The sequence below is a fragment of the Pseudomonas sp. S3_G06 genome, from assembly GCF_054667565.1.
Window position 1 is genome coordinate 4638454 of record NZ_CP162738.1, and the last position, 15323, is coordinate 4653776.

Annotated in this window: 13 protein-coding genes; all 13 read right to left on the minus strand. The window is 60.7% G+C overall.

What is annotated here, in order from left to right; translation table 11 throughout:
* Nucleotides 1–3: 3 nt before the first annotated feature.
* The 13 genes from AB4N47_RS20705 to AB4N47_RS20765 all read right to left on the minus strand — a co-directional run bounded on the left by AB4N47_RS20705 (nt 4) and on the right by AB4N47_RS20765 (nt 15180).
* Nucleotides 4–1464, minus strand: a complete 1461-nt coding sequence (locus tag AB4N47_RS20705; protein ID WP_341638458.1) for a hypothetical protein — start codon at nt 1462–1464, stop codon at nt 4–6.
* 50 nt (nt 1465–1514) lie between these two features.
* A complete protein-coding gene (locus AB4N47_RS20710; RefSeq protein ID WP_341638457.1) occupies nt 1515–2423 on the minus strand; it encodes a glycosyltransferase family 2 protein in 909 nt (302 codons plus the stop codon).
* Nucleotides 2416–4170 (minus strand): carbamoyltransferase family protein, encoded by a 1755-nt coding sequence (locus AB4N47_RS20715; RefSeq protein WP_122693271.1) that lies wholly within the window; start codon nt 4168–4170, stop codon nt 2416–2418. Before AB4N47_RS20715 ends, AB4N47_RS20710 begins: the two co-directional genes overlap by 8 nt.
* 172 nt (nt 4171–4342) lie before the next feature.
* Entirely contained in the window at nt 4343–4672 is a 330-nt protein-coding gene (locus tag AB4N47_RS20720) for a YceK/YidQ family lipoprotein (protein WP_445941210.1), read from the minus strand.
* Nucleotides 4673–4850: 178 nt separating this feature from the next.
* The gene (locus AB4N47_RS20725) at nt 4851–6302 is read right to left on the minus strand and encodes a lipopolysaccharide kinase InaA family protein (protein WP_341638455.1); all 1452 of its coding nucleotides are present in this window, start codon (nt 6300–6302) and stop codon (nt 4851–4853) included.
* Nucleotides 6302–7054: a lipopolysaccharide kinase InaA family protein gene (locus tag AB4N47_RS20730; protein ID WP_341638454.1), complete on the minus strand. Its 753-nt coding sequence runs from the start codon at nt 7052–7054 to the stop codon at nt 6302–6304. Before AB4N47_RS20730 ends, AB4N47_RS20725 begins: the two co-directional genes overlap by 1 nt.
* Entirely contained in the window at nt 7051–7785 is a 735-nt protein-coding gene (locus tag AB4N47_RS20735; protein WP_341638453.1) for a lipopolysaccharide kinase InaA family protein, read from the minus strand. The genes AB4N47_RS20730 and AB4N47_RS20735 overlap by 4 nt, the downstream gene beginning before the upstream one ends.
* The gene (gene rfaP, locus AB4N47_RS20740) at nt 7785–8591 is read right to left on the minus strand and encodes a lipopolysaccharide core heptose(I) kinase RfaP (RefSeq protein ID WP_341638452.1); all 807 of its coding nucleotides are present in this window, start codon (nt 8589–8591) and stop codon (nt 7785–7787) included. Before rfaP ends, AB4N47_RS20735 begins: the two co-directional genes overlap by 1 nt.
* Nucleotides 8591–9712, minus strand: coding sequence for a glycosyltransferase family 4 protein (locus AB4N47_RS20745; RefSeq protein ID WP_073471643.1), 1122 nt, complete (start codon nt 9710–9712; stop codon nt 8591–8593). Before AB4N47_RS20745 ends, rfaP begins: the two co-directional genes overlap by 1 nt.
* The gene (gene waaC / locus AB4N47_RS20750; protein WP_341638451.1) at nt 9712–10773 is read right to left on the minus strand and encodes a lipopolysaccharide heptosyltransferase I; all 1062 of its coding nucleotides are present in this window, start codon (nt 10771–10773) and stop codon (nt 9712–9714) included. Before waaC ends, AB4N47_RS20745 begins: the two co-directional genes overlap by 1 nt.
* A gap of 1 nt (nt 10774) precedes the next feature.
* Complete coding sequence (waaF, locus tag AB4N47_RS20755) at nt 10775–11809, minus strand: lipopolysaccharide heptosyltransferase II (RefSeq protein ID WP_341638450.1); 1035 nt, start codon at nt 11807–11809, stop codon at nt 10775–10777.
* Nucleotides 11810–12118: 309 nt separating this feature from the next.
* The gene (glnE, locus tag AB4N47_RS20760) at nt 12119–15058 is read right to left on the minus strand and encodes a bifunctional [glutamate--ammonia ligase]-adenylyl-L-tyrosine phosphorylase/[glutamate--ammonia-ligase] adenylyltransferase (protein WP_460154329.1); all 2940 of its coding nucleotides are present in this window, start codon (nt 15056–15058) and stop codon (nt 12119–12121) included.
* Nucleotides 15055–15180: a hypothetical protein gene (locus AB4N47_RS20765; protein WP_256205860.1), complete on the minus strand. Its 126-nt coding sequence runs from the start codon at nt 15178–15180 to the stop codon at nt 15055–15057. Before AB4N47_RS20765 ends, glnE begins: the two co-directional genes overlap by 4 nt.
* Nucleotides 15181–15323 lie beyond the last annotated feature (143 nt).

Consider the following 15323-nt stretch of genomic DNA (forward strand, 5'->3'; position numbering starts at 1 on the left):
GCCTTACTTGCCGATCACCAGAATCGTCGCACCCTTGCGATTGGCGAAGCGCTCGATGATGCGCATCTTGTGCGCGACCAGCCATTCGCCCAGCCACGGTTCATCACCTTTCCCCTCGATCAGGAAATAGCGATATTCATCGGCGTGCTCCGGTGACATGGCCTGTTCACGTGTGAGCGTCGGCAATACATAACCGCGCCCGGCGTAATAGCTGATGCGACCGTCTTCGAACCATGCGCTGGTATCAGGTTCGACGTGCGCAGACACCCAGCGCCCGGCAGTCACGTAATGGGTCTTGCCTGCACCCGTGGAGATCACATTTGACAGCATCACCAGCAACGCTGCCACGACCAGGACTTTGGTCCAGCGCGGAAACTGCCGGGCAAATGCCGCCAGCGCCATCGCCAGTACCGGTACGAAAAGCAAATTCAGGAAACTCAGATACCGGGCGTTCATGAATTGCTGCTTGATGAAAAACAGCATCAGCACAACGAGATACAGCAGCGCCGCCCAGGCGAAAGGACGATAGTCACGCCAATAAACACCCAATACGCCCCAGTTGCGACGCAGGATGAAGGGCACAGCGAACGGCCCCATCAGCTTGACGAATGTGATCGTCATCGTCGCCAGCAGGCCAAAGAACACGATGCGCCCGGCTTCATCCTGGGAATACTTGTTGATCAGCGAGTTGCCGAACTGTTCGGACAGCATCTGAAACGACTCGTAGACGCCCCGCGGTGCAATCATGTCCAGATACAGAAGGAAGCGCGCCGACATGAAAAACCCGAAGGCCGATGCAACCAGCAGCCCTATTGCCGGCAACAAAGCAAACTGCAGCAGACGGGTGCGCTGGCCAGAGCACCACAGACCCGGCAATTGCCACAGCCCGAGCGCCGGCAATAACAGCAATGCCTCCAGCCGGAACAGCGCAGCAGCCACGATCGCCAAGTGGATCAGACCCGCCCTGATCCAGCCGCCCAGCGCTTGCCAACGCAACGCCTGCCATAACGCCAGCGTGCAGAAAAACCAGAAACCGCATTCGCGGATGATGTCATTTCGAAAGGCATTGACCGCTGGCATCGCCAGCACAATCAGGCACGCCCAGCCGGCAAGCTCGGGCGAGCGTCGACGGATACAATCGACCATCAAGGCACTGGTGCCGGCAAAAAACAGACCGCACCAGAGATAGGCGCTCAACTCCAGCGGCAACAGCAGGAAGCGATGGGTCAGCGCCAGAAGAATGGAGAACCACGGCCAGTCGAAATGCGCCCAGGCCACGTCGGCCCCGTGCAAGACAACCTGATGGGCGATATCGATGTACAGCGCGGCATCGCGACCGACCGTTGCGGTACCCCACACGGCGATCAATGAAAGGAGAATGCTTGCCCAGAACGCGACACTGACCGGTCGCTCATCGATTACCCGAGCTGCCTTGACCGCCCATTTACTATCCGTACCTTTCACCCAGCCCCCTCAACATCACGCGCCACAGGTACGCAAAAAAACAGATCGATTTATCGGAACAGCAGACGCAAGGCTTTGCGCATGTATGACCAGCGCCCGAGGATGCGCCAGTCGGCGCGCAACGCTTGCATATAGAACGTTTTCGCTAACGCATATTCGCCATGGGAGTAGCAATCGCGGAACAACGACAGACAACGCTGCGCCAGATAAGCCTGGCGCAAATCATGGAACTCTTGCGGCATCCGTTGACTGGAAAAAACTTCAGCAACCACCTGCTCGGTACCCGCGGCCAGGCTCTGGCGCAGATCATGGCGCATGCTGTCGGCGTGCTTGTAAATGAGCGCCAGTGGCTGCTCGACCACCGTGCAGGGAAAGCGCGCCAGCACTTGAGCGAATACCGGCAAATCTTCAACGTTGCGCAGATGCTCGGGATAGTTGCCCGGCGCGAATACCTCACGATGCATTGCACAGGCACCGTTTGAGATCGACACCGACTTGTCCAGCAAATAGCCCCTGACCCGCTGTCGCACCGTGGCTGGCAACGGTTTGACAGCCTGCAGGCTGCGCTTGCCACCAGAGAAGATCGACCAATGAGCGCCGATGATCATCCGCGTGTCAGGATGACTGGCGATGTGTTGCGATAGCGCTCCAAGAGCACCGGGAGCCATCTCGTCATCTGCATCGAGAAAAATCAGAAATTGCCCGGTGGTTTCCTCGATCCCGCGATTGCGCACTGAAGACAGCCCGCCATTGCTTTGGCGTATGGCACGAAAACGCCCGGCATGTTCGGCCAGCAACGCTTGCATTACCTCAGGCGTCGAGTCAGTGGACCCGTCATCGATAACCAGCAGATCCGCCGTCGCTTCATGCAACTGCAGCAACACCGACTCCACAGCCCGAGGCAGGGAATCGGCGTAGTTATACGCGGGGATGACGACACTGATCAGTGTTTCAGTCAAGACCGTTTCCTTGCACGCCTTCTTTGACGACCAGAATATCTTCCATGATCAGATATTGCAGGTCAGAGCCGAAAAACATGTTCAGGGCGTCGGTCGGCGAGCAGATCATCGGCTCGCCACGACGGTTGAGCGAAGTGTTCAGCGATACGCCGTTACCAGTGAGGTTTTCCAGCGCCTTCATCATGTCGTAGTAGCGCGGGTTGTATTCGCGCTTGAGCACTTGGGCCCGAGAAGTACCGTCTTCATGGACAACTTCCGGCACGCGGGTTTTCCATTCTTCGGCGACTTCGAAGGTGAAGGTCATGAACGGCGCCGGGTGATCGATCTTGATCATCTGCGGCGCGACGGTATCGAGCATCGACGGGCAGAAAGGCCTCCAGCGCTCGCGGAACTTGATCTGGTGGTTGATGCGGTCGGCGACACCGGCCACGCTCGGGCAACCGATGATCGAACGGCCACCCAGCGCCCGCGGGCCGAATTCCATGCGGCCCTGGAACCAGGCTACCGGGTTGCCATCGACCATGATTTTGGCGATCTGCTCGGGCATGTTGTCGAGCTTGCGCCAGGTCGGCTTGTTCTCGTGACGGGCGCAGGCGGCAATCACGTCCTCGTTGCTGTACGACGGGCCGAGATAGACGTGTTCCATCTTCTCGACCGGCACGCCACGGGCGTGCGACACGTAAGCGGCAGCGCCGACCGCGGTGCCGGCATCGCCGGACGCAGGCTGTACGAACAGCTCTTTGATGTCGTCGCGGGCGATGATTTTCTGGTTCAGCTTGACGTTCAACGCACAGCCGCCGGCGAAAGCCAGTTTGCCGGTTTCCTTGAGCACGTCGCCCAGGTAGTAGTCGATCATCTGCAACGCGAGCTTCTCGAACAGCGCTTGCATGCTCGCGGCGTAGTGGATGTAAGGCTCATCAGCGATGTCGCCTTCGCGCTTCGGACCCAGCCACTCGATCAGCTTCGGCGAGAAGTAGAAGCCTTTGCCCTTCTCTTTATAGCGACGCAGGCCGATGACGTTGGCGTAGTCGGTATTGATCACCAGTTCGCCATTCTCGAACGAGGCCAGACGCGAGAAATCATACTTGCTGGCGTCGCCGTACGGCGCCATGCCCATGACCTTGAACTCGCCGTCGAGCATCTCGAAACCGAGGAACTCGGTGATCGCGCCGTACAGACCACCAAGGGAGTCCGGATCGAAGAATTCCTTGATCTTGTGGATCTTGCCGTTTTCGCCGTAGCCGAAGAAGGTCGTGGCGTATTCACCCTTGCCGTCAATGCCGAGGATCGCGGTTTTCTCTTTGAAACCCGAGCAGTGATAGGCGCTGGAGGCGTGAGCCAGGTGATGCTCGACCGGCTCGATCTTGATTTTCTTCGGATCGAAGCCCAGTTGCTCGAGGCACCAGACGATCTTGTTGCGATAGCGCTTGTAGCGACGGTTGCCCATCAGGATCGCATCAAGAGCACGATCCGGGGCGTACCAATAGCGCTTGGCGTAGTGCCAGCGGGCCTTGCCGAACAGGCTGATCGGAGCGAATGGAATCGCCACCACGTCAACGTCGGAAGGTTTGATGCCGGCTTGCTCGAGGCAGAATTTCGCCGATTCGTAGGGCATGCGGTTCTTTGCATGTTTATCGCGTACGAAGCGCTCTTCCTCAGCCGCCGCGACCAGCTTGCCGTCGATGTACAAGGCTGCGGAAGGATCATGGCTAAGGGCGCCGGACAGGCCAAGAATCGTCAATGCCACAGGGGTCTAGCCTCTTTAGTCTGCATGCAGGCGCGATGCGCCTTGAAAATTGATGTGCCCTCGCACAGGGCGAGTGACAGCTAAAGGGCGGGATTATAGCGTAAACATGACGGGAATTACCTTGTGCGAATTGCCACCTGCACGATTGGTCCGAATCAACAGGTTCAACGACTCAATAGCCGTCTCTGCGCCAGTAAATAGTCAGATTTGAATCGGTAATCTGCCGATATACCGTGTAAGGCAGCGAAAGCGTATCGAACACGGCGGACAGGGGAAGATCGAACAAAACAAACGGCGCCAGCATACCCGTAGGATCGGGCGGCGCATTCAAAGTGCAAAAGTCGAAAGCCACGCCACTGTAGATGCGCGGAATCGATTGGCAGTAGGTCTTCTTTTTGCGCAAGTCGCGGGCAGCATCGGCGTCCCCCTGTAACACGGTTGAGACACTGCCACAGCCTGAGAGAACCCAGGTAAGAACGCTCAGCGTCACCATTTTTTTCATGCTCAAGATTCGCCCTCCAGAATCGTCAGGCAAATTAGCATCGAGGCCGAGCCGGGCACAGCTCACGGATTCTGGAGATGCTGTAGGACAAGTCGCTGTGTTTGTCCGTTACTGCGAGCAGACTCAACCCCACAGTGAACCGGGCCCATTGCGAGAACGAGCCTGCCCGCGAATTGAGTCACCCCGCGCTGGAGACTCCTTTCGGCAGCCGCTCATCAATGACCCGATACAACGCGCTGTCTTGCGGCCAGTTGCGCATGAACCGCGCCCGATCCCGGGTATAGGCCGGGGCGAAACTGCCAACCGAGGCGTGCTGACACATCGAGTCGAGGTCGATCAGCGCCCAGCGATCCGCCTGCCAGAACAGGTTGTGGCCCTTGAAATCGCCATGACTGATACGCTCGGCGATCAATCGGGCAAACAGTTGATCCAGCGCCTGCAACTCGGCTTCCGGTGCCTGGCCATTGTCCATGTACGGCGCAAAGCGCTCGATGATGTCCGGTCCCGGCAGGTACTCGGTGACCAGATAGGCACTGCGACGCAGCCACAAGAAGCGCTTCTCCAGTACCGCCAGCGGTTTCGGCGTGGCGATGCCAAGGAACGCGAGGCGATTGCCTTCGCGCCACGAATGCCAGGCCCGGCTCGGGCGCCAGAAGCGCTTGAGCCAATGGGCGAAATTCTTGATGTTGTAGCGCTTGATAACCAGAGCCCGCCCGGCTATCTCGACTTTGCCGACGCTGGCCGCGCCACCGGTCTTGTACAGGTGCCCCTGATCAAGCAAGGCGTCAGCCTGCTCAAGCACCGGCAGCATGGCCGCTTCTTCTTCACGGCGAACGGCGCGCAGGCCAAATGCCCTGCGCTGCACGGAGAACAACGTGCAGTCGCGGCCAACCTTGATCAGGTAATCCCTGAGTCGCCAGTTGCGCACCTTGTCGATCTGTTTTTGCAACGCCTCCAGCGGTAAAGCATGTTCGCTGTTGCTGAGCAGGTAATACACCAGCAGTTCTTCGGTGAACGGTTCGAGTGATTTTGGCAACTGGGCGAAAAACACGCCGAGATTTTCCAGCACTTTCTGCCGGGACAAGGGCTGCCCCGCCGTTTCCGCACGAACGCCGGCACCATCGATCAAATACAGCTGACCGCCGTGGCGCAGCAGATTGTCCAGATGCAAGTCTTCCTGCCAGAGCCCTTTGCCGTGCAGCCGACCGATAGCATCCAGTGCTTCGGCCAGAACAGCGGTCTGCTCATCGGCCAGCGCCGGCAGAGACTCGACCTTGGCCCAGGCATCACCAAGGCTCTCGGCACCCTCGAGAAATTCGAACAGCAGCCAGCCACCCTCACCGTCTTTCAGCCCATCGGCCAATAACAGCGGCGTGGTCATGCCCTGCGCAGCGAGCAAGCGCACGCCTTGCAGCTCACGCTGAAAATGCCGCGCAGCTTTGCTGCCGACCAACAACTTGGCCAGCACCGGCCGACCGCGCCAGACACCTGCGCCAACGTAACGCTGCCCGGGCAACACCCGCAGCAGACTCAGCAACTGCAAATCCGCCGCGCCGGCAGCGTCCGCCAGGGTCACGGTCAGCGGCAGTGAGGGGGTCCGCCCGGTCCGGGCCAGCTCGGACAATTGCATCAACGGGTCTCCTTGTGGCTGCGCCGCGCCGTCAGTCGGCTCAGCCAGCTGTCGAGCAGCGAGCTGTCAGTCGGCTGATCGAGATAAGCCGCGAGCAATTGGCGCAAGTCGGCCTCGCTCCACTGCGGCGCGCGACGTTGCAACGGTTCCAGATCCTTGACCCGATCACGCATGCCGAACAGCAGCGGCCGGGTTTTCTCCAGATCGATAAGTTGCGCCTCATAGCCGTCGCCGGTGGCGCGCAGGAATATGTGCTTGGGGTAGAAACAGCCATGCACCTGACGCGCACCGTGCAGCCGCCGCGCCAGCAGACCGCAAGCCCTGAGAATGGCCGAATGCTGTGCGGCACTGAGCTGCGTCCAGTGCGCCAGCAACGAATCCAGGTCGCTCCAGCCATCCAAGGCGCGGGTGAGCAGAATGGCGCGCACTTCCCCGGCAACGTTGCGTTCACCGAAAAACGCCGCCTGCAACGCAGGAATGCCCAGCTTGCGGTAACGGCTGATGTTGCGAAACTCACGGGCAAAACTGGGCTCGCCAAACGGCGCATGCAAGGTCCGCGTCAGATAATTGCTCTGGCGCTTGAGGTAATAGCCCTGGCCTTCCAGGTCCAGGCGGAACACGCTGCTCCAGCCGCCACCGGCAGTGTTGGGCTCATCCACAGCTTCAAGCTGTTTGGCCCACAGTGCGTCGAAATTGCCGAGACCGTGGCGCTCCAGCAGAGCGCGGTCCTGTACGGCAAGAAAATCAGTCATTCACGTCCCTCAAAAAATCTCACCACGTGCCGAATCCGTTTCTTGTCGGCGACATCGAGCCGATCACACTGGCGATACTGCTTATAGAAGCGCAGGCGCTGGGTATTGGACAGGTGGTATTTGGCCAGCTTATCAAGACAGGCGAGGTCCTTGGTGATCCGGTACTTGAGCCAGAAGCCGCGCCAGAATTCGCCGTTGGGGCAGTCGATGAGGAAGATGCGCGCCTGATCGTCGATCAGCAGATTGCGCCATTTCAAATCGTTATGCGTAAACCGATGGTCGTGCATGGTCCGGGTGTAGCCAGCCAGTTGCCGGCTGACACCGTCGACCCAGGCGCGATCCTTGAGCCTGGGATCCTTGCGCTCAGCCAGTGCCGAGAGGTCTTCGGTATTGGGCAGCTCACGGGTGATCATCGCGCCCCGATCGTAGGCCGCGCCCCGCCGCTCCAGCCCCCAGGCCACCACCTCGGCAGTGGGGATGCCCCACTTGGCGAAGCGCTTGAGGTTCTGCCATTCCATTTTTACCCGCGGCTTGCCGAGGTAACGGCGCAGGCCCTTACCGGCGCCGACGTAGCGTTTGACGTAGTAATTGACCCCGTCGCGCTGCACCCGAACCACCTCCGACAGCGGATCGCGGGTCAGGCGTTCGCCCTGTAACGCAAACACCGCTTCGAGGCTGCCAAAATCTTGGGCGAGGTCGCTGTACTGCGGCTCAAGTGTCCAACCCGCCATCAGAGCGCATCCCCGTAACGCTGTTTGCGCGCGTAGAGCTTGTCGGCCTTGCCTTGCAGCCAGCTCAGCAGTGGCGCCTCTTCTGCCAGAATCTGCCGCAGCGGTTGCTGGAAATAGCCCTTGAGGAAACGCAGTTTGTCGCGGCGGGTCAGGCCGATGTCCAGCGCGGAGAAGTACAGCGCCGCCAGATCCTTGTTGCGCCAGCGCTGATTGATTTTCGCGCGGGTTTGGGCACGGTGCAGGTCAATCACCGAGAGCTTGAAATCCTGCGGTGTGACCGGTTTGTCGGTGTGCAGCAGAAAATGGCAGATGTAGCAGTCGCGGTGATTGACCCCGGCGCGGTGCATCATCCCGGTCATCCGCGCGACTTCGGCAATCAATGCGCGCTTGAGTGTTGGCTCCGGCGGCTGCTGGACCCAGTCAATGCTGAAGTCTTCGAGGCTGATGGTCGGCGCCAGCTCTTCGGTGACGATGAACGAATGCTGATCCGCCGGGTTGCTGCCCTTCTCGCCGTAGGCGACGGCGGTCATGGTCGGCACGCCGACTTCCTGAAGGCGCTGGATGGCCTTCCACTCTTGCCCGGCGCCGAGCACAGGCAGCTTGGCGGTCAGCAGGTTCTTGAAGATTTCGCCCCAGCCGATGCCACGGTGGATCTTGACGAAAAAGCCATGGCCGTCGACTTCCGTACGCAATGTCCGGCGCGCTTCCAGCTCGCGGTATACCTCGCCCTGCAAGCCCTCGACTTCGGCGAACGGGTCGCGTCCGGCCCAAAGGCTTTTGAACGGTTCAGCCAGCATCAACTTCATTAAGCGTGCTCCGCCAGAATCACATCCGCCGCGTGCTGCGGCATGCTGTAGAGGTCGGCCGTCTCGGCGAAGGCCAGACCGTTGCGGCTCCAGGCCGCACGTGCAGCGTCATTGCTCAACATCTCGGTCAGGTATTGCGTCAGCTGCGCCTGCTCGAACGGCTCGTCCAGCACGCGCCCGGCATCGGCCTCGGCAATGTAATGGGCGTAACCGCAGACCGCGCTGACCAACACCGGCAACCCGGCCACCAGCGCTTCAAGCAGCACGGTGCCGGTATTTTCGTTGTAGGCCGGGTGGATCAACAGATCGGCACCGAGCAGGAAGCGCGGGATATCGCTGCGCCCTTTGAGAAAGGTCACATTGTCGCCCAGGCCCAGCGTCGCACTCTGCATCTGGAACAATTTGGGGTCATCCTGGCCAATTACAAACAGCCGGGTGCGTTTGCGCAATTCGGCGGGCAGTGCGGCCAGCGCCTTGAGGCTGCGATCGACACCCTTGGTCTTGAAGCCGGAGCCGATCTGCACCAGCAGCAACTCGTCGTCCTTGAGATTGAATTCAGCGCGGAAACCGGCGCGAATCTCATCGGCATTCGCCGGCCGCCGACGATCCTGGGCAATGCCCGGCGGCAGCAGGTGGAAGCGCTCGAGCGGCGTGTCGTAGTACTTGATGAACAGTGGTTGCTGCACTTCGGAAATCATCAGCACTTCGGTCTTCGCGTCCTTGGCGAACACCGCGCGCTCGTACTCGGCGAAGTGGCGATAGCGACCCCAGCGGCGATACAACGAGTTGCGCAGGTTCTGCGCCTTGTCTTCAAAGCAGCCGTCGGCGGCGTAGTAGACGTCCAGACCCGGCATCTTGTTGAAGCCGATCAGGCGATCGACCGGACGCTTGGCCAGATCCGCGGCCATCCACGCGCTGAGCTTTTCGTTGCGACGGTGATTGAAGAACGCCTTGACCGGCGCCACCAGCACTTCGAAACCCGGCGGCACGTCGCCTTCCCAGATCAGCGTGTAGACGCGAATCTGATGGCCGCGCTTCTGACATTCAAGGGCGATGCGCATGAAGTCGCGCTGCAAGCCACCGAACGGGAAATATTTGTACAGGACAAATGCCAATTGCATCAGCGCAACTCCTCAGCCATTAACAACGTGCTCAGTCGGCTGGCGACACGCTCGGGGTTCACACGCGTGAAGCACAAAGGCTGCTCGCGTTTCAGGTCAAACTGACGGGCATCCTGCTCGGTCGGTTGATAGGTACATTTTTTCTGCATGCAGGGCGCGCACGGGAAGTCGCTGGCCAGATGAATCTGCAGCTTGCCGTAGGCGCCGGTGAGGCCCGGGTTGGTCGGGCCGAACAACGAGATGGTCGGCACATCCAGCGCAGCGGCCAGATGGCCGAGCCCGGTGTCCACCGCCACGCAGGCTTGCGCGCCGGCGAGGACTTTGCCGACGCCGGCCAGATTAAGCTTCGGCAGCACTTCGGCGTGTTTGAAGCCGGCAGCGATGCGTTCGGCGCGGGCCTTTTCCTGCGGGTTGCCCCACGGCAGCTTCACGCCAACGCCGAGGTAGCCGACCCGCTCGGTCAGCTCGCGCCAGTAGATTTCCGGCCAGTGCTTGGTATCCCAAGTGGTGCCGTGGAGGAACACCACGTAAGCGTTCCTGCGTGGCAACTCGACCAGTCGCTCGACGTTGAGGCCGTAATCGCCGAGGCCTTTGGGCAAGTCGTAACCCAGAGCGATGGCGAATAACTGGCGTACGCGCTCGACGGCGTGCTGGCCTCGGGCGACAGCGAGTTTACGATCGTAGAAGCGCGCAGCCATCGGCTCGCGCGCGGAAGTTTTATCGAGGCCGGCCACCGGGGCTTTGACGTAGCGGGCCAGCCAGGCACTTTTCAGAAGGCCTTGAGCGTCGATCACCAGATCGTATTTATTGGCGCGCACGCTTTGCTTGAAGCGTTTCCACTCGCCGCTGGTGATGGTTTTCCACAGACTCTTGCGCCAGCGGCGGATCGCCACCGGAATCACTTTATCGACCGCCGGGTGCCAGCTCGGAATCTCGGCGAAACCCTCTTCCACCACCCAGTCGAACTTGATTCCGGGAATGGCCCGGGCGGCGTCGGTCAGCGCCGGCAACGCGTGAATCACGTCGCCCAGCGATGAAGTCTTGATCAACAATACCCGCAAGTTAGTGAACCTCGACCACGGAGCCCTGCAACTTCTGCAAGGCATCGTTGACCACGTCCGGCATCAGCTGGCGCAGGCAGTTGTAATGGCCGAACCGGCAAGTTCGATCGAAGCACGGGCTGCATTCGATGCCCAGGCGCACGATCTCGACCTGCTCGGCCAGCGGCGGGGTGAAGCCCGGCGAGGTCGAGCCGTACACCGCGACCAGCGGACGATTCAATGCAGCAGCGACGTGCATCAGTCCAGAGTCATTGGACACAACGGAATCGGCGCATGAGAGCAGGTCAATGGCCTCGGCCAGCGAGGTGCCGCCGCTGAGGTTGACCGATTCTTCACGCAGGCCCGGGATCAGCCGGGCGCGAATGTCTTCGCCGACCGCGTGATCGTTTTTCGAGCCGAACAGCCATACCTGCCAGCCTTCGCGGATGCGCGCTTCGGCGACCTTGGCGTAGTGCTCGGACGGCCAGCGCTTGGATTCGCCGAACTCGGCGCCGGGGCACAAAGCCAGGACCGGGCGATCAAGGGTCAGGCCGAATTTGGCCAGTGCCGCTTCGCGGGTCACCGGGTCGATTTGCAGACTCGGGCGCGGGTACGGCTTCGGCAGCTCGGCGTTCGCTTCATAGGCCAGCGCCATGAAACGCTCGATCATCAGCGGGTAGCGTTCTTTGTCGAGGGTACGCACGTCGTTGAGCAGGCCATAGCGGAATTCGCCGCGCCAACCGGTGCGTTTCGGGATGCCGGCAAAAAACGGCACCAGTGCCGATTTCAGCGAGTTGGGCAGCAGGATCGCCTGATCGTACTGACCGCGCAGGGATTTGCCGATGCGCCGGCGCGTCGCCAGTTCCAGCGCGCCGTGGCCGAGCGGGAAGCTCAAGGCCGTACGCACTTCGGGCATGCGCTCGAGGATCGGCCGGCTCCACTCGGGCGCCAGCACGTCGATTGCGCATTGCGGGTGGCGTTGCTTGAGACACTGAAACAGTGTCTGCGCCATCACCATGTCACCGACCCAACTGGGCCCAACGATCAGAATATTCATGTGGTTTCCAAAAACGAACCGGGGAGGCATTTACGCCTCCCCGCCTCGATAATCATTGTGGAAGCGGCGCTGCTGGCGATGGGTCATTTCGTTCAACATGTCTGTCGACTGTCACTCCACTATCGCGAGCAGGCTCACTCCTACAGGTTTTTGCATCTGTTCACATCACTGCGCTCACCGCAGGTCACTGTGGGAGCGAGCCTGCTCGCGAAGGGGTCGGCACGTTCAACATTGCTGTTGACTGACACTCCGCGTTCGCGAGCAGGCTCGCTCCCACCGTTTGAATCTCATTGCGTTCATTGGCGCGTTTCAGCTTAGCCCCATCTCTTTCCATATACGCAAAACCTGCCGGCGTTCGTCGGCAAACTGGTCGCCCGGTATCACCCCGGCGTCCTTCTGCAAGGCCTGCCGGTGGGCGGCGGAGCGGTAGGCCTTGTAGGCCTCACGCAACAGACTGGCATCTTCGGCGGGCATCAGCCCTTCGTGTTCCAGCTCTTCCAGAATGCGGATGTTATCGGTCCAGCGCAGCAGCGGTGGATGGCTGTGCGACCACGCCAGGGCCGCGTATTGCACCATAAATTCAATATCGACGATACCTCCGGCGTCCTGCTTGAGGTCAAACGGCACGCCCGCGTCGAACGCATTCGCCGCCGTGCCGGCCGCGGTGCTGCGGGTCCCGAGGTTGTCGCGCATCTTCGCCCGCATCTCGCTGACTTCCTGTTGCAGCTTGGCCAGATCCCTAGGTTTGCCCAATACCTGGGCGCGGACTTTCTCGAAGGCCTGGCCAACATCCTGACTGCCCACCAGCACCCGCGCGCGCACCAAGGCTTGATGCTCCCAAGTCCATGCTTCGTTTTCCTGATAGCGCGCGAACGCGCCGAGGGAACTCACCAGCAACCCGGAAGCACCGGACGGCCGCAGGCGCATGTCCACTTCATACAGCTGGCCGGAGTTGGTCTGCGCTGTGAGCAGATGAATGATCCGCTGCCCCAAACGCGTGAAGAACTGCGCGCCGTCGATGGATTTCGGCCCGTCGGTTTCCGCCTGCGGATCACCGTCATGGATGAACACCAGATCCAGATCGGAACCATGCCCCAATTCGATACCGCCGACTTTGCCATAACCGACAATGATGAAGCCGGGATCGCACAGCGTGCCGTCAGTGCGCAGCGGCGTGCCGTACTTGGCCACGGTCTGCCGCCAGGCCAGGGCCAGCACCTGTTCGAGAATCGCCTCGGCCAGCCAGGTCAGGTAATCGCTGACTTTCATCAGCGGCAGGCTGCCGGCAATTTCCGAGGCGGCGACGCGCAAGCGGTGCGCCAGTTTGAAATGGCGCAGGGCTTCCATTTGCTGCTCGAGGTCGTCTTCGGGAATTCGCGTCAGGCGTTCGCGCAACTCGGCCGCCAGTTCCGGCGCCAGCGGCGGCTTGAACAGCCGGCCCTCGTTGAGCAATTCGTCGAGCAGCAGCGGGAAGCGCGTGATCTGCTCGGCAATCCACGGGCTCGCCGCACACAGGGTCAGCAGGCGCCGCAGCGCACCGGGGTTTTCCGTGAGTAACACCAGATACGCCGAGCGCCGCGCTACCGCTTCCACCAGCGGCAGCACGCGCTCGAGTACCAGATCGGGATTGTCATGCTCCACCGCTTGCGCAAGCAGTCGCGGAATAAAAGCATCGAGACGCTCGCGTCCCAGCCGCTGCATCGCGCGCAATTGCGGACTGCCACGCAAACCGGCCAGCGCTTTGAGGGCTTTGCCGGCATCGACGAAACCGCCCTCCTGCAACTGCCGGCACGCGGCCTCCTCGTCCTGTTCTTCCTCCCACAGCGGCAGCCATTCACCACCGACCACCACTTCGCTTTCGCTGCCCTCTTCCTCATCGGGATCGGCGATCACCTGGGCGAAATGCCAGGCCACGCGCCCGCGCCAGTACATCAGTTGTTCATGGAACACCGACCAATCGGCGAAGCCCAGCATGAAGGCGATGCGCGCCTGATCCTGGGCGCTGTCCGGCAGCATCTGCGTCTGGCGGTCGGCAATCGCTTGAATGGCATGTTCGGTGTAACGCAGAAACTCGTAACCCTCGCGCAATTCGCTGACCACCGCCGGCGGCAGATAGCCCTGCCCTTCCAGCGTGCTCAGCACCTTTAATAAAGGACGCTGTTGCAGGCTCAGGTCGCGGCCACCGTGGATCAGTTGAAAGGCCTGCGCGATGAACTCGACCTCGCGGATGCCGCCGGAGCCGAGCTTGATGTTGTCGGCCATGCCCTTGCGCCGCACTTCCTGCTGGATCAACTGCTTCATGGTGCGCAGCGCTTCGATCGCCGAGAAGTCCAGATAGCGCCGATAAACGAACGGCCGCAGCATATCGAGCAACTGCGCGCCGGCCACCTGATCGCCAGCCACCACCCGCGCCTTGATCATCGCGTAGCGTTCCCAGTCGCGGCCCTGATCCTGGTAATACTGCTCCAGCGCGTTGAAGCTGAGCACCAGCGCACCAGAGGATCCGTATGGACGCAGGCGCATGTCGACGCGGAAAACAAAGCCGTCGACGGTCATCGGATCCAGCGCCTTGATCAGACGCTGGCCGAGGCGGATGAAGAATTCCTGATTGTCCAGCGAGCGTTTCACGCCGACGGTTTCGCCGCCTTCGGGGTAGGCGAAGATCAGGTCGATGTCGGAAGACAGATTCAGCTCGACCGCGCCGAGCTTGCCCATGCCGAGGATGACCATCTGCTGCGGCTCACCGCTGCGCCGGCCGGTCGGCGTGCCGAACTGCTCGCAGTGGCGGCTGTACAGCCATTGATAAGCCTGATCGATGGTGGCGTCGGCCATGTCCGAGAGGTCGCGGCAGGTCTGCACCAGATTGGCCTGGCGGGTCAGGTCGCGCCAGATGATCCGTACCTGATGCCGTGCGCGCTGGCGGCGCAAGGCGCGGCCGAGTTCGTCTTCGCTCTGCGCGCTGTTCACAGCGGCGGCAATCTGTGCGCACAGCTCGCCGGGCGCAAACGCTCGATCAAGTTCGCCGGACGCCACCAGCGACAGCAACATCAAAGGGTCACGAATGCTCTGTTCAATGACAAATTCGCTGGAGGCGCTGACGCGGGCGAATTGCGCCCAGCGCTCCGGCGTCCAGTTCGACAGGCCGTGATCGTCTTCAAGGGCGGCGACGGACGTACGGAACGACTGCTCGGATCGGCTGACCAACGGCAGGAGAATGGCGGGCAGTTCGGCAAGCACGGGCAGGGTCATGGTCTATCCTTGATCGGCGTATTGAGGGCCGCTTGTAGTGAATGATGAAAACCCGCTACGTGAAGGACTGTCGAACAAAAGTTAGAAATAGCTGAAATTTCTTCTTCTTTGGCATCCAGCATCAAACTTTCACCTTATTCGGATGGAAATCGACCCGCCTTAACGATTATTCTCACAACGCAGTCGGAGGCCACAAGCCTTTCATCTGTAGTTTTACTACTCGTCTATACATTCGAAAGGCTGAAATGCCGGAAGATTTGTAGTA